Origin of the sequence: Paraburkholderia sp. Tr-20389 (genome assembly GCF_017104565.1) — a bacterium.
Lineage (GTDB): Bacteria > Pseudomonadota > Gammaproteobacteria > Burkholderiales > Burkholderiaceae > Paraburkholderia.
This window is the reverse complement of sequence record NZ_JAAGPD010000028.1, coordinates 33,898-54,486: the sequence shown is the minus strand read 5'-3', so window position 1 is coordinate 54,486 and position 20,589 is coordinate 33,898. Positions and strand designations below refer to the sequence as shown.

Genomic DNA, 20,589 nt, shown 5'->3' with positions numbered 1-20,589 from the left:
TACTCCTGTCATATCAATGTTCAAAGGGCAACGACGGATGCACGCAGCGTTGCGGTCGCTTCGATGCACAGAACGCCGGCCTCATTGACTGCCCACAGTCTGACTTCGTCCGAATCAGGCGCACGGGCGGCACAGACCTGAAAGGGGGCGTTGTCGAAAAGAGGATTCACCGCCCTGAACGAGAACGATGCAACGTCCTCATCGTGTGCGTTGCGCGTCACGAGATCGACCAGCAGGGTGGCCGTGAGGGGGCCGTGTACGACGAGTGCGGGGTAGCCTTCCTGGCTGGTTGCATAGGTCCGGTCATAGTGAATACGATGACCGTTGAACGTGTCCGCCGAATAGCGGAACAGCAAAACTGGGTCGGGCACGATCGTCCGGCTCCACGTCGTTTCGGTCGGGGCAAGCGGGCCTGTCGCCGGCGCGAAGGGCTCGGCGGCGGCTTCGCGGTAGACGACGTCCTGTTCTTCTGAAATCAGCGGCCCTTCGTAATCTTCCAACTCATGGCGAATGCGCACGAACACGAGCTTCCCGCTCCGTCCTTCCTTGCTGGCGACGTCGATGATCTGAGACGTGCGCGTCACCTCGCTACCGACCACAACGGGGCGCTCGAACCTGACCCGGCTTCCCGCCCACATGCGTCTGGGGAGCGGAATAGGGGGAAGGAACCCGCCGCGCTGGGGATGTCCGTCCGCGCTGATATGCGATTGCGTTGCGATATGCGGGAACAGAGCCCAGTGCCACAGCGGGGGCAACGCTTCACCTGCCTTCGGCGCACGTGGATAGTCCAATGTGGCAGCCAGTTGCTGGGCGAGGCGAGGGGAGACAAGCTCACTTTCAGTCTGCGTGCGACCGATCCATGAGCGCGGGTGATCGTTGTTGGAGGGCATTTGCAGTCCTTTGGCGTCAGTCACGATAGATTGACGCACCGGACTGCTGACTACAATTTGTGTGTGGAGAAGGGGGCTTTAGGCAGAGCCTAACTATTTGCCGGTGTCAGACTTCCGCCGTGCCAGCGCACTTCCGGGTCAATTGATCGACAAGTTCACGCGCGAATGAGGGCAAGAGATCGAGACTGCGCACGCAAATGAGCAGGTCACGGGTCGCCCATTCATCTTCAATCTCCACCAGACGGATCTGCATGGTCTTCGCGTAGCGTATTGCCGAAGACCTTGGCAATACGCCGATGCCGACGTTCGCTTCGATCATCCGGCACAGTGCTTCGAAATTTCCGACTTCTATCCGCACGTGCAGCTTCGTGTGCAGATCGCTGGCCACGCGGATCAGGAATGTGTGGATTGCACTGGCCTCGGGCAACCCGACGAAGTCATAGTTCGCAACGTCGCGAAATGACGCCGATTCACGTTCGGCCAATGGATGTGAGGTCGAGACAGCGAGTATCAGGCGATCTGATCGATAGGGAAGTGTCTGTAGCGACTCGGGTCGCACATTGCCCGCGACAATCCCTACATCTGCCGTGCCCTCACTGACAGCGCGCACGATATCGTGACTCAGGCGCTCACGGAGTTCGATGTTGACGTCAGGATGGCTCGCCAGATAGTCCCGCAAATCGTTGGGCAGGAACTCGGTCGTGGCCGTCGTATTGGCGAAAATACGGACATGGCCCTTAACGCCTCGCGCATATTCCTGCATGTCACCGCGCAACTGTTCAAGTTGCGACAGCACGAGCCGCGCGTGATGCAAGAACGCCTGTCCGGGCGGAGTCAGTGTGACCCCCTGGCTCGTTCGATAGAGCAGCTTCGTGCCCATGCTCTCTTCGAGGTTCTTGATGCGCGTGCTCGCTGCCGGGACGGACATGTGAAACCGTTCCGCTCCTCGCGTCAGGCTGTTGGTCTCCGCGATGCAGGTAATCAGGCGAAGATCAATAAGATCGAAGTGCATGCCCATTTTGCGTGTCCTGAAAAGTCTCGTTGCTTTTTCATGGTCTACCAATTGACGAAAAACCGCAATATCTAATTCTCAGCGCGCGCGTGATATCGACGAGTATGCCTTATCAGGCGGAGACTCATTGGGAGAGGTATTCCCTGATCGTTTTATGACTGTGCAAATTTCCGCAGAAAATCGTGGAGGCAGATCAAGACGGACGGTTTTTCGCCCGGGACAATCAATGAATGGAAGCGCGCCTCGTCGAGCGCCGCAACCGGAATCATTCAACCTGGAGAATGCAATGTTGATTGCGCCGTACAAGAACGAGCCGTTCGATCTCTTCGACACCGATAGCGCGAAGGCCGAGATGCAGCAAGCACTCAAAAAGGTGCACGCCGAATTCGGTCAGACTTATCCGCTCATCATCAATGGCGAACGGATTCAAACGCAGGAAAAGCTGACGTCGACGAACCCGTCGAATCCTTCGGACGTCGTCGGTTACTCGGCGAAAGCAACAAAAGAGCATGCCGACGCAGCCCTCAACGCCGCGTGGCAGGCATTCGAATCGTGGAAGCGCTGGACCCAGGAAGACCGTAGCCGGGTGATGCTGAAGGCCGCCGCGATCATGCGCCGCCGCAAGCGCGAGCTAGAAGCATGGCTTGTCTACGAAATCGGCAAGAACTATGTCGAAGCGAGCGCTGAAGTCGCCGAAATGATCGACTTCACCGAATACTATGCCCGACAGGCGCTGAAGCACGTGGGTGCGTTGGGTTCGCTGATCCACTATCCGGGGGAGGAGAACGAAAGTTTCTACATTCCGTTGGGTGCAGGGGTGACGATTTCACCCTGGAATTTCCCGATGGCGCTGATGACGGGCATGACGGTGGGCGCGATCGTCGTCGGCAATACGCTCGTTTGCAAGCCAGCCGAGGACACAATCGTGTCGCTCGCAAAGATCTTCGATATCTTCGCCGAGGCGGGTCTGCCACCGGGCGTCGTGAACTATCTGCCGGGCACGGGTCGCGATATCGGTTCCTATCTCGTCGCGCATCCCAAGACGCGCTTCATCAACTTCACCGGATCGCTCGCAACTGGCGCGCAGATCAACGAGTCGGCAGCAAAACTCGCGGACGGACAACGGTGGTTCAAGCGCGTGTTTCTGGAACTGGGCGGGAAGGATGCAATCCTCGTTGACGAAACAGCGAATCTCGACGATGCGGCTACAGCGGTCATTCAGGCGGCGTTCGGTTATTCAGGCCAGAAGTGCTCGGCGTGCTCGCGCCTGATCGTGGTCGACTCCGTCTACGATGCGTTGCTGGAGAAGGTCGTCGCGAAGACGAAGGAACTGGTCGTCGCGCAGGCGCAGGACAACCCGAGTTTCGGTCCGGTCTGCAACGAATTGCAGTACAAGAAGGTACTGTCCTATATCGACGTCGGTCGCGGCGAGGGCAAGCTGCTCACAGGCGGCAAGGCTGTCGAAGGTGCAGCCGGGTACCTCATCGAACCGACGATTTTCGGCGATGTTTCGCCGAAAGCGCGCATTGCGCAGGAAGAGGTGTTCGGTCCGTTCGTCGCTGCTATTCGGGTGAAGGACTTTGAGGAAGGACTGGCCGTCGTCAACGACACGGTGTATGGACTGACTGGGGCGCTGTTCTCGAACGACCGAGCACGGATCGAACGCGCGCGCAGGGATTTCCACGTGGGCAATCTCTACTTCAATCGCAAGTGCACGGGTGCGCTGGTCGGGATTCAGCCATTCGGCGGTTTCAACCTCACGGGCACTGACACCAAGACGGGTGGTCCCGACTATCTGCTGCAATTCCTGCAGATGAAGGCAGTCGCCGAGCGCCTGTAATCAAGGGCGAATGTCGGAGCGCCGGTTCTACGGCGCTCCGGGCAAACATGTTTTGTCACTCACAAACGGAAAACACGAGAATGGGCTTCATCGCAGACCGCATTGGCCAGATTGCGCCCGCGCAAACAATGGCAATGGCGGCGAAGGCGGCCGAACTGCGCCGAGCTGGAAAGAATGTGATTTCGCTGTCCCAGGGTGAACCGGATTTCCACACGCCAGCGAACATTCAGGAAGCTGCTATCAGGGCGATGCGGGATGGGAAGACCCGCTACACGGAAGCGGCCGGTACGCGGGAATTGCGTGAGGCCATCGCGGGGAAGCTGAAAACCGACAATGGCCTCGAGTATGCCGCCGACGCGATCAGTGTGTCGGCAGGCGCCAAGCAGGCGATCTTTGCTGCTTTCTTCGCAACGCTGAACGCGGGCGACGAAGTGATTGTTCCGGCTCCCTGCTGGGTCTCCTATCCGGAGATTGTCAAGATGTCCGGAGGGACGCCTGTCGTTGTGACCTGCGGCGAAGAATCCGGTTTCAAGCTGACGGCCGTACAACTGGAAGCGTCGATCACGCCGAAGACCAAATGGCTGATGCTCAACTCGCCGTCGAACCCGACGGGAGCGGTGTATTCAGCCGAAGAACTGCAGGCGCTTGCAGACGTTCTGCGGCGTAACAGGCATGTTTGGGTGCTGTCTGACGACATCTACGAGAAGCTCGTCTACACGTCGCGGGCGTTCGTGAACATTCTGAACGTTGCGCCCGATCTCTACGACCGAACGTTGGTCATCAACGGCGTATCGAAGGTCTATTCGATGACGGGCTGGCGGATCGGATATTCAGCTGCACCTACGGCGCTGATCCAGGCCATGAATCTGGTGCAGGGGCAAATCATCACGAGTGCGTCTTCTGTGTCGCAGTACGCGGCGTTGGAGGCCTTGACGGGCGATCAGTCGTTCGTTGCAGCGTCGCTGGCTGCGTTTGATGAACGGCGCAATCGGGTGGTGAACGGGCTGCGCGAGATCCGGGGCTTGCAGGTGCATGAACCGGAAGGCGCGTTCTACGCATATGTAGGTTGCCACGGCGTGCTGGGGCGGCGCACTGCGAGCGGAAAGCTGCTCACCAAGGATCAGGACTTCGTCATGTATCTGCTTGAGGACGCAAACGTCGCCGTGGTGTCCGGCTCCGGCTTCTTGCTGTCGCCCTACTTCCGGCTGTCGTATGCGGCGTCCATCGAAGAGTTGAACGAGGCACTTGGCCGAATCAGGTCCGCGTGTGAATCTCTTGAGGCTGTGACAGCCTGAATCATTACCGCATCACGACGGCTCCTGAAGGCCATTCGCGCGGTTAAAGGTAAATCATGAGTGAACGTGTCGTAATTGTCGGCGGCGGCGCCATTGGCTGTTCCATCGCCTATTTCCTGAGTCAGCAATCCGCTGATCGGGAAATCTGGGTCGTCGAGCGAGACCCCACCTACCAGAGAGCCTCGTCGGCGCTTTCGGCGAGCTCCATTCGACAACAGTTCTCTACGCCAGTCTGCATCGAGTTGTCGCAGTTCGGCTACGAGTTTTTCGCGACGTGCGAGCGTGAAAAGACCCGTTATGGTGCGGGCGTCGATCTCGTGGACTGCGGATACCTGTTTCTCGGGAATGAGCAACAGGAAGAAGCGCTCCGGCGGCGCAGTGTGCTCGCGAAATCGCTTGGGGTGCATTTGCGCGAATACACGCCCGCGGACCTCAAGGGACGTTATCCCTGGCTCAACGCCGACGATCTGGCCTACGCTGTCGAAGGACTGGGCGGCGAAGGGTGGTTCGACGGTTACAGCGTCATGCAATGGTTCCGCAACCGTGCACGCGAAGCTCGGGTTCACTTCGTGACGGGAGAAGCTCTTCGGTATCGAACAGCGCGCGAGCGGATCACGCACGTCGAACTGTCCGACGGCAGGGAAATCGCAGGGGATGTGTTTGTCAATGCGGCCGGTGCGTGGTGTGCGCCGCTGGCTCGCTCGCTAGGCGTTGAGCTGCCGGTGCGTGCGCGGAGGCGCTCTGCCTTTGTCGTGTCTTGCCCGACGCCGATAGCTGACCTCCCGATCCTGATCGATACGTCAGGTGTTTATCTGCGTCGCGAGCAGAATCACTTTCTTTGTATCGTATCGCCAAGCGCTGAACAGGATCTGGACGACTTGCCGCTCGATGCGAATTTTGCCGAATTCGAAGAGATTATCTGGCCGGCGCTGGCGGAACGAATCCCGGCGTTCGAGGCATTGCGCATTGAGCACACCTGGGCAGGCTATTACGAATACAACTACCTGGACCATAACGGCCTTGTCGGGCAAATGGGGCCGGGGAACTCATACGTGGCAGCTGGATTCAGCGGTCACGGCATGATGCATAGTCCTGGCGTAGGGCGAGGCATGGCGGAATTGCTTGGTTTTGGCGAGTTCCGCACCATTGACCTGTCGTCGTTGTCGCCGGCTCGACTGTCCTCTGGAAATCTCATCGTCGAAGAGGGCGTCTACTGACAGGAGCCCGCACATCAGTGCGGGTTCAGGCCTCGCCCTCGAGCGTTCCTGTACTGCCGGGGTGTGAGGTGCGTGGCCGTTTTGAATTGTCGGGTGAATGCACTATGGTCGGCGTACCCGCACTCGGTCGCGATATCCGTAATGCTGTGGTCCGTCGTTTCAAGAAGCTTGCATGCGTGATCGACGCGAAGCTTCATGAGCATCTGCTTCGGCGTGAGATGAAAGACTTCGCGCGAAAGCCTCTCCAACGTGTCGACCGAAATCGATGCGCGTTCGGCGACTTCGCTGACGAGAATGTTCTGTCCGAGGTTTCCCTCAAGATACTCGAGATAGACCTGCAAACGCCTGTAGCCGTGATGACGCTCGTCCGGCCTCGGCAGATCGCGGGAAATGCCAATCAAGCCAATAGCGTGTCCTTGGTCGTCGAGAACGGGGAATTTCGAACTGAGACACCAATACCGATGTCCTGACGCTGTCGAGTAAAGACGCAGCCGTTCAAGAATGGGGGTGCGGCTTTCGATGACGCCGAGATCCTGTGCATTCGTGCTCGCACCCGTTACCGGAAACAGCTGGTCAGCAGTCTTTCCGACTACTTCGTCGCGCTGAAGGCCGCTGCGCTCGATCAGGGTTTGATTGAACGAGAGATAGCGTGCCTCCGCGTCCTTGATGTAGTAAAGCACGTCCGGCAGGCAATCGAACACGCGTGCCAGCAGATCGGGCTGCGTGTCTAGTTGTTTCAGTACCTCAACCAGCATATCGGAGAAGACCTTCGGGGGCGGCATGGAGTCAGCGTCTGGGTCAGGTTGACTCCGATTGTACAGGCTCGAAAAATCTGAACCGGAACGAAAACAGGCGGGCAGCGTATGCTGGCCCGCCCTGCGACACGGCTACCGCCTGAACTTACTGACTCGCGTGTGCGGCGCTTCCAAGCAACGCTTCACGGAAGCGGCTACGCAGCCACGGGCCGTCGCGCGGAGGAAGGGCGGTCGGTTCCGGGTCGGTGCCAACCTTAACCGTCGCGAGGACAGGACCAGCTGCCTTCAGTATGACGTCGACGAAGTCGTCCAGTTCGCGCTCGCTTTCGAGCGTTGCTGCGTTTTCGAAGCCCGCCGCGCGCGCGATGGCTGTGATGTCAACGCCGCGCCCGGCGTGCGCGAGTTGCATTCCTGTTTCGGCGTAGTGTTCGTTATCGATGACGACAATGGATAGGTTCGACGGTTTGTCGACACCAACCGTCGCGAGTGAACCGAGGCCCATCATCATTTCCCCGTCACCGACGAAAACGACGACGCGCTTTTTCGGTTGCGCCAGCGCAACCCCGAGGCCGAACGTCACGGCCCCGCCCATTGCACCCCACAGATAGAAATTCTGAGGAGTGTCGCCGGCGGAGGCGACATCGAACGTCGGATTGCCGAGGCTCGTTACAACAAGGACGTCCTGCTGTCGATCGCGGAGGATCCGCTTCACCGCCAGCCGACGGTTCAAGGGCTTCGTCTGCTGTGTCATGTCTGTACTCACTTTTTGAAGTTCTTGGTGCCGATCACACGCTGTCCGATGAGGACGGCAACCATACGGGAGGTGTTGTAGCCGAAGTTCAACGCTGCCTGGACGGTTTCCGCGACGTCGTCTGCATCGTCGGCACGGTAGACGTAGACACCTGCCGACTCGAGTGCGTCCTGCGTCGACTTACCCATCGCAACTTGCCACGGGTTGAATTCGCCCCACTCGCCGCGCATGGTGACGAGCATGACGATGGGCATGCGACATTCGTGCTGCAGCGAAAGCATGTTGATGCAGTTGCCTACACCGCTCGATTGCAAAAGAAGCACGCCACGCTGTCCGCCGACCCAAGCGCCGCCCATCATGGCAACGCCTTCCTCTTCAGTCGTAAGCGAAACCGCGTGAATTTCCGCATCTTCTTCGCAGAGGTTGATAAGGCGTTTGTGTCCCGCGTCAGGCACATACGCGACTTGCCGCACGTCAGCGGCTTTGAAATGCTCGAAGATTGCTTCAGGCCAGGTAACGGACATGGTGTCGAAATCACGTTGATGAGTTGAAAAAGGGATGCGGCCGAAGTTGTTGCTTGGACGCGCCGTCATGCATAACAGCGTGCCCTGGCGACACCGTTCACTCAATTTTTGATTCCGGAAGGCGTGGTTAGCTTCAGGTTAACGATTCCGCCACTGGTGAGTGACATCAAAAGTGTTCGAGTCGTTGAAACGCGCTGTTTGCGAATGGCGAATTCCGTCTGACAGCGGTAGTGAGCAAACTTGTCATCAACCTGATTGGAGGATATTCATGAAAATTGTTGTGCCAGTCAAACGTGTCATCGATTACAACGTCAAGGTGCGCGTGAAGTCGGACAACACGGGTGTCGACATTACCAATGTGAAGATGTCGATGAATCCGTTCGACGAAATCGCCGTCGAAGAAGCCGTGCGCCTGAAGGAAGCCGGCGTGGCGACGGAAGTGATCGCCGTGTCGGCGGGCGTCACGCAATGTCAGGAAACGCTGCGCACGGCGCTGGCGATCGGCGCAGACCGCGCGATCCTGATCGAATCGAATGAGGACCTGCAGCCGCTGGCTGTCGCGAAGCTGCTGAAGGCGCTGGTCGACAAGGAACAGCCTTCGCTCGTCATTCTCGGAAAGCAGGCGATTGACGACGATTCGAACCAGACGGGCCAGATGCTCGCTGCGCTGGCGAATTTGCCGCAGGCGACGTTTGCTTCGAAGGTCGTCGTGGCCGACGGCAAGGCGACCGTGTCGCGTGAAGTGGACGGCGGCGCGGAAACGCTGTCACTGAAGCTGCCTGCAGTCGTGACGACCGATCTGCGCCTGAACGAGCCGCGCTACGTCACGCTGCCGAACATCATGAAGGCGAAGAAGAAGCCGCTCGAAACCGTGAAGCCGGAAGACCTGGGCGTCGATGTGACGCCGCGTCTGAAGACGCTGAAGGTCAGCGAGCCGCCGAAGCGCTCGGCGGGCGTGAAGGTGGCCGACGTGAAGACGCTGGTCGAGAAGCTCAAGATCGAAGCCAAGGTGCTTTGATTTTTCGGGCACACGGAGACGAATGAAATGACGATTCTGGTAATTGCTGAACACGACAACGCGGGGCTGAAAGCAGCGACGCTGAATACGGTTGCTGCCGCGCACGCAGTTGGAAAATTCGTCGGCGGCGACGTGCATGTGCTGATCGCTGGCCACAACGCCCAAGGCGCGGCTGATGCAGCAGCGAAGGTGGCTGGCGTTGCGAAAGTGCTGCTCGCCAACGCACCGCAACTGGCCGAAGGCCTCGCGGAAAACGTCGAGGCGACGGTGCTGAACATCGCGAAGGACTATTCGCACATCCTCGCGCCCGCGACGGCCTACGGCAAGAACATCGCGCCGCGTATTGCCGCGAAACTCGACGTCGCGCAGATCAGCGACATCACGGCTGTCGATTCCGCCGATACGTTCGAGCGTCCGATCTACGCCGGCAATGCGATTGCGATCGTGCAATCGGCTGATCCCATCAAGGTCATCACGGCGCGTACGACTGGTTTCGATCCGGTGGCAGCGGAAGGCGGCAGCGCCTCGGTCGAGAAGATCGAAGCTGCAGCCGACTCCGGTATCTCGCAGTTCGTGAGCCGTGAAGTGACGAAGCTGGATCGTCCGGAACTGACGTCGGCGAACATCATCGTGTCGGGCGGCCGTGGTCTGGGCAGCGGCGAAAACTACACGAAGGTGCTGGAACCGTTGGCCGACAAGCTCGGCGCAGCAATGGGCGCCTCGCGCGCAGCCGTCGACGCCGGCTACGTGCCGAACGACTATCAGGTCGGCCAGACCGGCAAGATCGTGGCGCCGCAGTTGTACATCGCGGTCGGCATCTCGGGCGCCATTCAGCACCTGGCGGGCATGAAGGACTCGAAGGTCATCGTCGCCATCAACAAGGACGAAGAGGCGCCGATCTTCAGCGTCGCGGATTACGGCGTGGTTGGCGATCTGTTCACAGTCGTGCCCGAACTGGTAGCGGGTATCTAAGCTCCTTGAGATTTGAGCCCTTTCACTGAAGGAGGAGCCTTTGGATACCTCAACTCAGATCCGACAAAACGCCGCGAATGCGGTCAATGCAGAGGACGCAGACATTTGGCGATGGTTTGCAGGCTTAGTCGAGGAGCGTCGTATCCGATGGTGTCTTGCTGATGGTTGCTGGTTGGTGAGTGTGGATCACAGGCACGTTGCGACAGACGAAAATTTTGATCACGCGATACGAGCCGCCCGGCAGCGCAGTCGACGATGGGACGAAAAGGAAAATCGCGAGTTACCACGACGAAGCGTGGCATAGAGCTGCGAAAAGTTTGGGAGCGCGCATGCATCTCCGGTGTTCGCGTGTGAGAGCGCGAGCCTTTTGCCCGGTGTTCCCGGGCTTTTTTTGCACATGCCGTTGTAAACGCAAGACGTTCCTGACTCCGCAGCGGCTGCGGAGTACGGATAAGAGTCAATCAATCATGGCGCATGGAGGTGGGCGATGGGTTTCCGTGAAGGCTCCTTGCGATCCGTGGTCGAGAAATGGTTTGGTGCTGGGTCAGATACACGGGCACGAGTCACACGATCCATGCGCATCCGATGCAAACAGTGGAGGTGTGTCCGTGTCGAGGCAACACGTTCTGCCGACACGCTTGAACTTATCTTTTTTCGACATGAGGACGGCTCGTGGTACGTGTTTCCGCCAGATACCAGACGATTGACGATGGACGTCTCCAAATTGGCTCAAGTCTGGCGTGTGCCACGCGAGCCCGATTGATCCCGATACTGCGCCGACAAGAGTTCCTGCGATCGGCAGCATCCTGCGTTGCCCGACCGCTATATGCTCATCAACTTCGACGACGCAGACCAAAATGAACTGCAGAAAGAACGAAAGACGACCAGCACACCAGCACAGCCAAACCGTGACTTGAACCAACAAATTAACCGCGCCCGCTCAAGTGAGGACGACCAAAAAGTCGAGTCAAATCCGGTCTCGAACTGGGCATGGACGACAGCGCACTTGGACTATGACTGGATGGACTCGAATGTTCCATTTGCCGGTCTTGACTAGAAATTGAGCCGAATCCTACCCAATGCTAACGGGCCAAGCCAGCGTCAACCGTACTAGCTGTCATCGCAATTGATCGCCAGTTGCCCTTTTTCAGTAGATCAAGATTCGAAGGGTGCAAGTAGGTGTCGCGCGGTGGACTTGCTAGTGATCAACCGCGAGGATGCTTAACTATGAAGTTTCTGAAACCCTTTCCGGCCCTTAATTTAACGGGTTGTTGAAAAGCACGCCGTCGGGATTTTCCGATGGCAACTCGACAGCAGTGCTGTCTCTACATTGAAACGCAACGTCAAATCCGTTGAGCCATGATGGCCTATTTGTCTGAGTGGGAGAACGCCGTCGAGCAGATCAACGCGATCTGCATGCGTCTGTTCGATAAGTGGTGCGAGACGCGCAGCGTCACACCACTTGTGTATCTGATGCATTGCTGGCCGATGATCGACAGCACACCCAATGCGTTGCGCCGCCTCGGGGAGACGATGCGGGACCTGCGGCGCTATCACGTGGATCAGTTTGACGAGGATGGTTTTCGTGCCTTGTGCGAAATGGACGACTTGCTCGACGAACTGACCGAACGTCCGGCGCACATAGTCGGTCGTTGACGGTGAACAGGTCGACATAATTTCGAGATCCAAAATATGTGACTAGACCAATTTATCAATTTTTCGCAATATTCTTAATTGACCAGCAAGGCTTCGACCGATTACGGCGGATCTCGCTTAGATTTATGTCAACCAGACGGTCGCGCGAAGCGTCAGATCGCCACCGCCGCGCCCCGGAATCCTTGTGGCGAGGATCCCGCAAATCGTCATTCGCGCCTTCTCCTCGGCCGCGGAGCGACGAATTTCATCTTTTGCATGCGAAATTTGTACGCTTTTGAGCGTTGAGTGCCGCAAGTGAGATTTTGTTAATCGTGACAGGGCGATACTATCTCTCCAACACAACATCAGGTTTGTTGAACCCTCAGGGGCGCGTGTCCATGTCTGCGACCCGGTCCCGCCAGTATCGAGAGAGTTGCATGTCGGACACGCCATTGGTCATCGTAGAAAGCGCTCGCAGGAGAGCCGCGGAGATTCGGTCTGGCGACGTGCCAGTTGCCTTGCAGGAAGGTCCGAAATGGGTTTGCCAGATTGTGCCAGGCCCCGCTGTGGAAGTCGACCTCGAGCCGATCCGGTTCGCACGCTCGGCCGAACTGCTGGCCCGCCTTAAACCTGCGAACGTTAGGTTGACCCACGGAGCCACCTACTCGAATGGCTGGCTTGCCCGTTCGATGCCAGATACTGACGGCCGGTGCCGTGCTTATGTACGCCTGACCACGGATCGCACTATCGAGATGGTGGGAATGCCGGGTGTTGGCCGCTGGGTTGCCGAACACCACGCGTGGTGGCCGGGCACGTACGAATTGCCGCTCCTCGAGCAGTTGCCAGTGATCATCCAGCCGCTGCTAGAGCAACTCGGTGTGAGGGCGCCCGCGCATATGCTGATGAGCCTCACGGCGATCGATGGTACTGCGCTCGTGACCGAATCGGATGACGGCATAGAGCGTCCGTTCCGCATCCCGAGCGGCGTGGACACGGTCCATTTCGCGCCGGTCTGCATTGATGGGCCGGCCACCCAATGGCGCGAAGCCATCCTTGCGACATTCGACAGGGTCCGGCACCTCGTCGGGCTCAAGTCGGGCCGCCCGTTCTACCTCTGAATTTCACGCATTTCAACCGGCAGCTCAAGCCATGACTGACGCACTCGATGCCTTCGACCGCAAGATCCTGAATATTGTCCAGCGCGATTGCACGGCGACAGCGGATGCCATCGCCGACCGTATCGGCTTATCCACGTCCGCCGTACAGAAACGTCTGAAGCGGATGCGCACCGAAAAGATCATTTCAGCAGAAATTGCGGTAGTCGATCGCGCGGCGGTTGGACGCCCGATGACGTTCATCGCCGCCATGGAGATCGAACGCGAAAACTATGAGACGGTTGCAAAGTTCCGTGAGTGGTCGAAGGCATACGACGAAATCCAGCAAATTTACTATGTGACGGGCTCGGTCGATCTGATCGCGATCATCACTGCCCCGGACGTCGAGGCATATGACCGGTTGAGCGCAAGGATCATGCAGAGCAATCCCATGATTCGCCGCATCAATACGAACGTCGTACTGGGTTCGATCAAGGTAGGGCTATTCGTGCCGGTCGAGCCAGACGACGAGCCCCCCGAGACCTGACGGGAACGCACGGTGCGAGGACGGCCGATCTGTCCGTCCCGCATGACAAACCGCAAAGCGCTCGTGTGGATTTCGGTCGAATCGCATAATTTGTCATGCAATTCGCACTACTAATATATTTCCTGATTTCACTGAACAGGAGATGAACGAGATGGAACTCAAGTTGGCGCTGGTCGGCTTCGGCGGAGTCAACCAGGGACTGGTCGAATTGCTCAGAAAAAAGCGTGAGACGCTGGCGGGCGCGGGGCTCGATGTGTTGATTACGATGGTTGCCGACCTGCGGCTTGGCATCGCGACGAATCCCCGCGGCATTGCGCTCGACGTGCTCGATGAAACCGCGCGGCGCGGTGTTGATGCGATGGCGTTGCGCCGCGACCCCGGCACGCTGGTTTCGCCCGACGTCAATCTCGACGCGGTACTGAAAGCGATTGCGTCGGAGCACGTCGATGTCGTCATCGAAGCAACCTTCACCGATCCGAACACGGGTGAACCCGCGCTGTCGCACTGCCGCACGGCGCTCGAATGCGGCAAGCACGTGATCACTACCAACAAGGGGCCGATTGCGCTGGCGCAGCAGGAACTGGCCCGGATCGCGACAAAGTCTGATGCGTGCCTCATGTATGAGGGAACGGTAATGAGCGGCACGCCGGTGCTGCGCCAGATCGCGACGACGCTTCGTGGCTGCGATGTGAACGGCTTCGCCGGCATTCTGAACGGCACGTCGAACTTCGTGCTCGGACAGGTCGAGGCGGGCGCGAACTTCGACGCGGCGATCAGGGAAGCCCAGCAGCGTGGTTATGCGGAGGCGGATCCCGCGGCCGACGTCAACGGTTCGGACGTGCAGCTGAAAGTCGTGATTCTCGCGAACACGCTGTGGAACGCGGGTCTCCAGCGCCGCGACGTGCACTGCCGCGGTATCGTCGGGCTGACCGGGGAGGACGTGCGTGTCGCGGCCGCCGAAGGGATGTCATGGAGGCTGGTCGGGTCGGCGGTCCGTCGACCGGACGGCACGGTAACGGCGAGCGTCGAGCCGCGCAAGCTGCCGGCCAGCCATCCGCTGCGTGCCGCAAGCGGCGTGACGAATGCAATCATGTTCGACACCGACGTGCTTGGCAGCGTCACGATTAGCGGGCCCGGCGCGGGTCGTCAGGAGACCGCGTTCGCGATCCTGTCAGACCTGATCGAGCTGGTCGACCGCATCGCTGCTGCCGCACCGGAGGTGCTCGAATGACCGCGCGTGATGCCGTGACTCGCGCCCTCGAGTCTGCCAGCGTGATCGATGTTCGGTCGCCGTATGACGGTGCCATCGTCGGGACGGTTCGCGCGGCGCCGCTCGATGCGGCACCGGCAATCGTCGAGCGTGCGCTTACGGGGGCAACCGTGGCCGGGGCGCTTCCGCGAAGCCGTCGATCCGACATCCTGTCCCAAGCGGCCGTGCTCGTGGAAGCCCGCGCGGACACACTCGCACGCACAATTTCGCGCGAAGCGGGCAAGCCGCTCCGCCAGGCACGCAAGGAGGTGGCGCGTTGCGTGAATACGCTGCGGCTGTCCGGAGAAGAGGCGAAACGGCTGGTCGGCGAGACCATTCCATTCGACTCGTATCCGGGTTCCGAGGATCGCAACGGCTACTACACGCTGGAGCCGCTTGGCGTGATTCTCGCGATCACGCCGTTCAACGATCCACTGAATCTCGTCGCCCACAAGCTTGGTCCGGCCATTGCGACTGGCAACGCAGTGATCCTGAAACCGTCGCTACTCGCCCCCCTGTCCGCGCAGGCGCTCGTCGAAATTCTGTGGGAAGCAGGCGCGCCGCACGATGCACTGCAGATCGTGCATGGCGGCGCGGAGATCGCGTCTGCACTGGTACGGGACCGGCGCATCCGTATGGTGACGTTCACCGGTGGCCCGGCGACCGGCGAGGCGATCACACGTGACGCAGGTCTCAAAAAGATCGCGATGGACCTCGGCGGCAACGCTCCCGTGATCGTCATGGCCGACTGTGACCTGAAGGATGCTGCTGAGTCATGCGTGTCGGGCGCGTTCTGGGCCGCCGGTCAGAACTGTATCGGTACACAGCGCATCTTCGTGGCCGAGCCTGCATACGAGCCTTTCGTCCGTTACTTCGTCGAGCTGACCCGCAAGATGGTCGTCGGGGATCCGCTCGACGACACGACGGACATGGGGCCGATGATCGGTGAGGAACAGGCGAAGCGGACCGAACGCTGGGTGGAAGAGGCGGTCGCGCAAGGCGCGACGGTGCTGACCGGCCATCGTCGGCATGGCGCACTGTATGAGCCGACGGTGCTCGTTGACGTGCCATGCAACACACGCGTATGGACCGACGAGGTGTTTGCGCCGGTCGTGACCATCACAAAGTTCACTGATCTGCAGCAGGCCCTCGATGCCGCGAACGCGTCTGAGAGCAGCCTGCACGCGGGCGTGTTCACGAGCCGGCTCGAGATTGCGCTCGGCGCAGCGGAGCGTCTTCAGGCGGGTGGCGTGATGATCAACGACTCATCCGATTACCGCTTCGATGGCATGCCGTTCGGCGGATTCAAGTATGGGTCGCTCGGCCGCGAGGGGGTGCGGTTCGCGATGACGGAGATGACGCAGCCGAAGGTGGTCTGTTTCAGGCGCAACCGGGCGCTGCCGATCTGACGGGAAGTGCCGGTGCGTGGCGTACCGGCACTTTGGGGACTGGGGCAATGTGCAACGTATCGAAGAGGGAGTCGGGAATGCCAGCAGCAATTCCTGCATGCAAACCAGCGGCTGACGTGCTGGTGGTCGAGGATATTCATAAGTCGTTCGGCGGCGTCGAGGTGCTGAAAGGCATATCGCTGACCGCCAGGAATCATGAGGTCGTGTCGATCCTCGGCAGTAGCGGGTCAGGCAAGAGCACGTTCCTCAGGTGCATCAACCTGCTGGAAACACCCGACCGCGGCCAGATCTGCGTGAACGGCGAAACGCTCACGCTAAAGCCGGTGGGCAAAGAGGGTGCGCTTGCCGCTGCCGATCCGAAGCAGGTCATGCGTGTGCGCCGCAAGCTCGCGATGGTGTTCCAGCAGTTCAACCTGTGGGCGCATATGACGGTGCTGCAGAACGTGATGTTCGTGCCGGTTCGGGTGCTTGGCGTGCCGAAGCGCGAAGCGCGTGACAAGGCGATCGCGATGCTCGAACGCGTCGGGCTCGCGGGCAAATGCGAGCACTACCCGAACCAGTTGTCGGGCGGCCAGCAGCAGCGCGTGGCTATTGCGCGCGCGCTCGCAACCGATCCCGAAGTCATGCTGTTCGACGAGCCGACGTCGGCGCTCGATCCGGAGCTCGTCGGCGAAGTGCTGAAGGTGATGCGCTCGCTTGCGGATGAAGGTCGCACGATGCTGGTCGTCACCCATGAAATGGGATTTGCGCGCGAAGTTTCGAATCGCGTTGTGTTCATCCATCAGGGACGGATCGAAGAGGACGGCAGTCCCAACGAAGTGTTCGCCAACCAGAAATCGCCGCGTTTCCAGAAATTCTTGTCCAGCATCGTCTGATGCGGATCCATTGTCAACTAGGAGGGGAAATCATGAAGAAGCTGCTTCAATCGCTGTGTCTGGGCGCTGTATTGCTGGGACCCGTTGCGCACGCCGAGCAGGTGGTACGGGTCGGTACGCTCGCCGATTACGCGCCGTTCGAATATAAGGACGCGTCCGGCAAGCTACAAGGCATGGAGATCGACATCGGCAAGACGATGTGCGATGAGATGAAGGTCAGGTGCCAGTGGGTAACGATGGATTTCGATGCGCTGATTCCGGCGCTGAAAGCAAAACAGATCGATGCGGTGCTCGCTCAGATGTCGAAGACGCCGGAGCGCGAACAGTCCGTCGACTTCACCCGCATCTTCACGACGGCGCCGGTGCAGCTCGTCGCGAAGCAAGGTTCGGGCGTCACGGACAACCCGGCCGCGCTGCACGGCAAGACGATCGGCGTGCAGACTGCGTCGACGCACGAGTCCTATCTGCGTCGCCGACTTCCGACGAACAAATCGGGCATCAACGTGAAGGTCTACCAGACGCTCGACGAGGCATGGCTCGATCTCGAGGCCGGCCGCATCGACGCGGTGTTTGCCGATAGCACAGTCGCATACGACTGGCTTTCGAAGACCGGCAAGAAGGACGGTTTCGACTTCGTCGGCAAGCCAATTGCCGACGCCGAGATCTTTGGCGAAGGCACGGCAATCGCTGTACGCAAGGGCGACGCACCTATGAAGGCGATGTTCGACAGGAGCATCGCGCAGGTGCAGACCGACGGGACGTTCTCGACCGTCAACAAGCGATATTTCCCGTTCAGCATCGCGCCGTAATACGCGCGTCCCCGGATCGCGCGGCCGCAGCCAGGCGGCGCGCGCACGGTCTGCGCAACACAAGGAGCGATAACGCGATGGACATGTTATTGAGTTACGGCGCCCAGATCGCGGCGGGCGCGCTTGTCACGCTGGAACTGGCAGTCGCCGCGCTATGCCTAGGCATGCTGCTCGGCGTCGCCGGTGCGTCGGCGAAGTTGTCGGGCGTCCGGTGGCTGAGCGGCGCAACCTATGCGATCACCAATTTCCTGCGTGGCATTCCCGAATTCCTGATCCTGCTGATCTGCTACTTCGGGCTGTCGCATCTGCTCAATACGCAATTTGACGGTGCAATAACGGTCAGTCCGTTCTCGGCGGGCGCGATTGCGCTCGCACTGGTGTTCGGTGCGTACTCGTCGGAGATGTTCCGCGGCGCATTTCTCGCGGTGCCGGTCGGGCAGATCGAGGCGGCCCGCGCGTACGGGATGTCGCAATTCCAGACCCTGTGGTTCGTTCGTTTGCCGCAGGCGTGGCGCATCTGTCTGCCGAGCCTGAACAACATGTGGCAGAACCTGCTGAAGGACACGTCGCTGGTATCGATCGTCGGTCTCGAGGACATATTGCGCAAGGCGAATATCGCCGCGCAGTTCACCAAGCAGCCGTTCGTCTTTTACGCCGCTGTCGGCGTCGTTTACTTCAGCTTCCTCGCCGTCTCCAATCCCGCGTTTGCGTGGCTCGAACGCGTCGCGGGCCGTGGTTACGCGAAACGCACCTGAACAGTCCCTGTCATGAACGATCTTTTTTCTCTGATGACCCAGTCTGGCCTGGACATCGCACACGGTCTGTGGATCACGCTGCAGTTGCTGGTTTTGTCGTGCGCGCTCGCGTTCGCGCTCGCGGTACCGCTCGCTGTCGCGCGCACGTCGGACAGTCGCTGGCTGTCGACGCCGAGCCGTCTCTTCATGTCGGTATTTCGCGGCACACCACTGCTCGTGCAGATCTTCGTGCTGTATTACGGTCTCGCGCAGTTTTCGTGGGTGCGCGCGTCGCCGCTATGGCTGCTGGTCGGTGGCTCGTTTTCGTGCGCGTTGTGCGCGCTGACACTGAATCTCGCTGCCTACATGGCGGAAGACATCCGCGGGGGCATCGGCGGTGTGCCCGCCGGCGAAAAGGAGGCCGCGCTTGCATTCGGGATGAGCCGTTTCATGTTGACGTGGTTCGTTGTCGTACCGCGCGCGATCGGCATCGTCGCGCCGACGCTCGGCAACGAGATCGTACTGCAGCTGAAGTCGACCGCACTCGCGAGCACGATCACGGTGCTCGATCTGACGGGGGTCGTGCGGCGCATCTCGATCGAATCCTATACGACCGATGCGCTGATTCTTGCGGGCGTCGTATACGTCGGCATCACGGCCGTCCTGTCGGCTGTGCTGAAACGGGCTGAAAGCGTCCTGAACCGGCATTTGAGAAACGCACGCGCTTAGCCCGGCACCGCATTGACGAAACCTATCGAACGATCCGAGGACGACATGGGATACAAGCTTGAAACGCTGGCGCTTGCCGCTGACCGCGACGTGACCGATGAAAAGACGGTTGCGCCGGCTATTCACTACTCAGCCGTGTTCAAGGCCGCAGGCAGTGAGGAATTCGCCGAGATGTCGAGCGTGCCTCAGCACCCGCGCAATTACACGCGATACGGCAATCCCGTTCATGAGCGCGTGAAGGCGATCATGGCCGGGCTGGAAGGCACCGAGACCGCGCTCGTCACGGCCTCCGGGATGGGGGCGATTGCCACAGCGATCCTCAGTGTCGTGAAGGCCGGCGATCACGTGATCGGCCAGACGCGTCATTACATGAGCACGACGAAGATGCTCGATGACATGCTGCGAAAATTCGGCGTCGAGGTCACGTTCGTCGATCAGACCGATGCGGCCGCGTTCGACCGTGCGATCCGCCCGAACACACGGCTGATCGTGCTCGAGACGCCGGTCAATCCGTTGCTGCTCGTGACCGACATCGCCGCGGTGACCGAAATCGCACGGGCGCGGGGCATCCTGACACTTGCGGACAACACGTTCGCGTCGCCGGTCAACCAGCAGCCGCATCGCCTGGGTGTCGACATTGTCGTGCACAGCGCGACCAAGTATCTTGGCGGCCATCATGACCTCACGGGCGGCGTGATCTGCACGAGCCGAGTGCTTGCCGAGCAAATCTGGCATACGCACATTACGCTCGGTTCGGTTCTTTCACCGATGGATGCGTGGCTGCTGCTGCGCGGACTGCGTACGTTGCCGCTGCGCATCGAACGGATCAACGCGAACGCACAGGCGCTCGCGGAATTCCTCGAAGGGCACGCAAAAATCGAGCGGGTGTTTTACCCGGGTCTGCGCAGCCATCCCCAGCATGCGCTCGCGTGCCGGCAGATGCGCGGATTCGGCGGGGTGGTCGCGTTCGGCGTTCGGGGCGGCTATGACGATGCCCAGCGTTTTGTTGAATCGCTGCGGTTGCCGCTTAACGCGGGGAACCTGGGCGGGGTCGATTCGCTAGCGATCCATACGGCGGCGATGTGGGCCGGCACGATGTCCGCGGAGCAGATGCGCGCGGCGGACATTCCGCTCAACTTCATCCGCTACTCGGTCGGGGTCGAGCACGTCGACGACCTGAAGGCTGATGTCGCACAGGCCCTCGAACATATCTAGGTCTCCAGCTCATCCACAC

General features: G+C 59.8%; 21 protein-coding genes. 16 read left to right on the top strand and 5 right to left on the bottom strand.

Going from position 1 to position 20,589, the window contains the following annotated elements; all coding sequences use genetic code 11:
- Nucleotides 1-20: 20 nt before the first annotated feature.
- Nucleotides 21-890: a MaoC family dehydratase N-terminal domain-containing protein gene (locus tag G3N95_RS24010; RefSeq protein WP_205972567.1), complete on the bottom strand. Its 870-nt coding sequence runs from the start codon at nucleotides 888-890 to the stop codon at nucleotides 21-23.
- Between the two features lie 106 nt (nucleotides 891-996).
- A complete protein-coding gene (locus G3N95_RS24005; protein ID WP_205972566.1) occupies nucleotides 997-1,908 on the bottom strand; it encodes a LysR substrate-binding domain-containing protein in 912 nt (303 codons plus the stop codon).
- A 280-nt stretch (nucleotides 1,909-2,188) separates the two neighbouring features.
- Here G3N95_RS24005 and pruA point away from each other — a divergent pair, with 280 nt between their 5' ends.
- The 3 genes from pruA (at nucleotide 2,189) to G3N95_RS23990 (ending at nucleotide 6,254) form a co-directional block, all read left to right on the top strand.
- Nucleotides 2,189-3,742, top strand: a complete 1,554-nt coding sequence (gene pruA, locus G3N95_RS24000; protein ID WP_205972565.1) for an L-glutamate gamma-semialdehyde dehydrogenase — start codon at nucleotides 2,189-2,191, stop codon at nucleotides 3,740-3,742.
- Between the two features lie 80 nt (nucleotides 3,743-3,822).
- The gene (locus G3N95_RS23995; RefSeq protein ID WP_205972564.1) at nucleotides 3,823-5,037 is read left to right on the top strand and encodes a pyridoxal phosphate-dependent aminotransferase; all 1,215 of its coding nucleotides are present in this window, start codon (nucleotides 3,823-3,825) and stop codon (nucleotides 5,035-5,037) included.
- Between the two features lie 56 nt (nucleotides 5,038-5,093).
- The gene (locus G3N95_RS23990; RefSeq protein WP_205972563.1) at nucleotides 5,094-6,254 is read left to right on the top strand and encodes an FAD-dependent oxidoreductase; all 1,161 of its coding nucleotides are present in this window, start codon (nucleotides 5,094-5,096) and stop codon (nucleotides 6,252-6,254) included.
- A gap of 14 nt (nucleotides 6,255-6,268) precedes the next feature.
- Here G3N95_RS23990 and G3N95_RS23985 read toward each other — a convergent pair whose 3' ends face one another.
- The 3 genes from G3N95_RS23985 to G3N95_RS23975 form a co-directional block, all read right to left on the bottom strand.
- Nucleotides 6,269-7,036: a helix-turn-helix domain-containing protein gene (locus G3N95_RS23985; protein WP_205972562.1), complete on the bottom strand. Its 768-nt coding sequence runs from the start codon at nucleotides 7,034-7,036 to the stop codon at nucleotides 6,269-6,271.
- 118 nt (nucleotides 7,037-7,154) lie between these two features.
- Nucleotides 7,155-7,760, bottom strand: coding sequence for a thiamine pyrophosphate-dependent enzyme (locus tag G3N95_RS23980; RefSeq protein WP_205972561.1), 606 nt, complete (start codon nucleotides 7,758-7,760; stop codon nucleotides 7,155-7,157).
- An 8-nt stretch (nucleotides 7,761-7,768) separates the two neighbouring features.
- On the bottom strand, nucleotides 7,769-8,353 hold the full coding sequence (locus tag G3N95_RS23975) for a thiamine pyrophosphate-binding protein (protein ID WP_205972560.1): 585 nt from the start codon (nucleotides 8,351-8,353) through the stop codon (nucleotides 7,769-7,771).
- A gap of 199 nt (nucleotides 8,354-8,552) precedes the next feature.
- Here G3N95_RS23975 and G3N95_RS23970 point away from each other — a divergent pair, with 199 nt between their 5' ends.
- From G3N95_RS23970 to G3N95_RS23910, 13 genes are all read left to right on the top strand, one after another.
- Nucleotides 8,553-9,302, top strand: coding sequence for an electron transfer flavoprotein subunit beta/FixA family protein (locus G3N95_RS23970; protein WP_205972559.1), 750 nt, complete (start codon nucleotides 8,553-8,555; stop codon nucleotides 9,300-9,302).
- A 27-nt stretch (nucleotides 9,303-9,329) separates the two neighbouring features.
- Nucleotides 9,330-10,274: an FAD-binding protein gene (locus G3N95_RS23965; RefSeq protein ID WP_205972558.1), complete on the top strand. Its 945-nt coding sequence runs from the start codon at nucleotides 9,330-9,332 to the stop codon at nucleotides 10,272-10,274.
- An 826-nt stretch (nucleotides 10,275-11,100) separates the two neighbouring features.
- Nucleotides 11,101-11,331, top strand: a complete 231-nt coding sequence (locus G3N95_RS23960) for a hypothetical protein (RefSeq protein ID WP_205972557.1) — start codon at nucleotides 11,101-11,103, stop codon at nucleotides 11,329-11,331.
- 302 nt (nucleotides 11,332-11,633) lie between these two features.
- Nucleotides 11,634-11,930 carry a hypothetical protein gene (locus G3N95_RS23955; protein ID WP_205972556.1) on the top strand — a complete coding sequence of 99 codons (297 nt, stop codon included), beginning with the start codon at nucleotides 11,634-11,636 and terminating at the stop codon, nucleotides 11,928-11,930.
- Nucleotides 11,931-12,475: 545 nt separating this feature from the next.
- Nucleotides 12,476-13,027 (top strand): hypothetical protein, encoded by a 552-nt coding sequence (locus tag G3N95_RS23950; RefSeq protein ID WP_346778395.1) that lies wholly within the window; start codon nucleotides 12,476-12,478, stop codon nucleotides 13,025-13,027.
- Between the two features lie 31 nt (nucleotides 13,028-13,058).
- Nucleotides 13,059-13,550 carry an Lrp/AsnC family transcriptional regulator gene (locus G3N95_RS23945; RefSeq protein ID WP_205972554.1) on the top strand — a complete coding sequence of 164 codons (492 nt, stop codon included), beginning with the start codon at nucleotides 13,059-13,061 and terminating at the stop codon, nucleotides 13,548-13,550.
- Nucleotides 13,551-13,701: 151 nt separating this feature from the next.
- Complete coding sequence (locus G3N95_RS23940; RefSeq protein WP_205972553.1) at nucleotides 13,702-14,781, top strand: homoserine dehydrogenase; 1,080 nt, start codon at nucleotides 13,702-13,704, stop codon at nucleotides 14,779-14,781.
- Complete coding sequence (locus G3N95_RS23935) at nucleotides 14,778-16,208, top strand: aldehyde dehydrogenase family protein (RefSeq protein WP_205972552.1); 1,431 nt, start codon at nucleotides 14,778-14,780, stop codon at nucleotides 16,206-16,208. Before G3N95_RS23940 ends, G3N95_RS23935 begins: the two co-directional genes overlap by 4 nt.
- Before the next feature lie 77 nt (nucleotides 16,209-16,285).
- On the top strand, nucleotides 16,286-17,083 hold the full coding sequence (locus G3N95_RS23930; protein ID WP_205972551.1) for an ATP-binding cassette domain-containing protein: 798 nt from the start codon (nucleotides 16,286-16,288) through the stop codon (nucleotides 17,081-17,083).
- Nucleotides 17,084-17,115: 32 nt separating this feature from the next.
- The gene (locus G3N95_RS23925) at nucleotides 17,116-17,892 is read left to right on the top strand and encodes a transporter substrate-binding domain-containing protein (RefSeq protein ID WP_205972550.1); all 777 of its coding nucleotides are present in this window, start codon (nucleotides 17,116-17,118) and stop codon (nucleotides 17,890-17,892) included.
- A gap of 77 nt (nucleotides 17,893-17,969) precedes the next feature.
- A complete protein-coding gene (locus tag G3N95_RS23920; RefSeq protein ID WP_205972549.1) occupies nucleotides 17,970-18,647 on the top strand; it encodes an ABC transporter permease subunit in 678 nt (225 codons plus the stop codon).
- 33 nt (nucleotides 18,648-18,680) lie between these two features.
- Nucleotides 18,681-19,355 carry an ABC transporter permease subunit gene (locus tag G3N95_RS23915; RefSeq protein ID WP_241018862.1) on the top strand — a complete coding sequence of 225 codons (675 nt, stop codon included), beginning with the start codon at nucleotides 18,681-18,683 and terminating at the stop codon, nucleotides 19,353-19,355.
- Nucleotides 19,356-19,400: 45 nt separating this feature from the next.
- Complete coding sequence (locus G3N95_RS23910) at nucleotides 19,401-20,570, top strand: aminotransferase class I/II-fold pyridoxal phosphate-dependent enzyme (protein ID WP_205972547.1); 1,170 nt, start codon at nucleotides 19,401-19,403, stop codon at nucleotides 20,568-20,570.
- Nucleotides 20,571-20,589 lie beyond the last annotated feature (19 nt).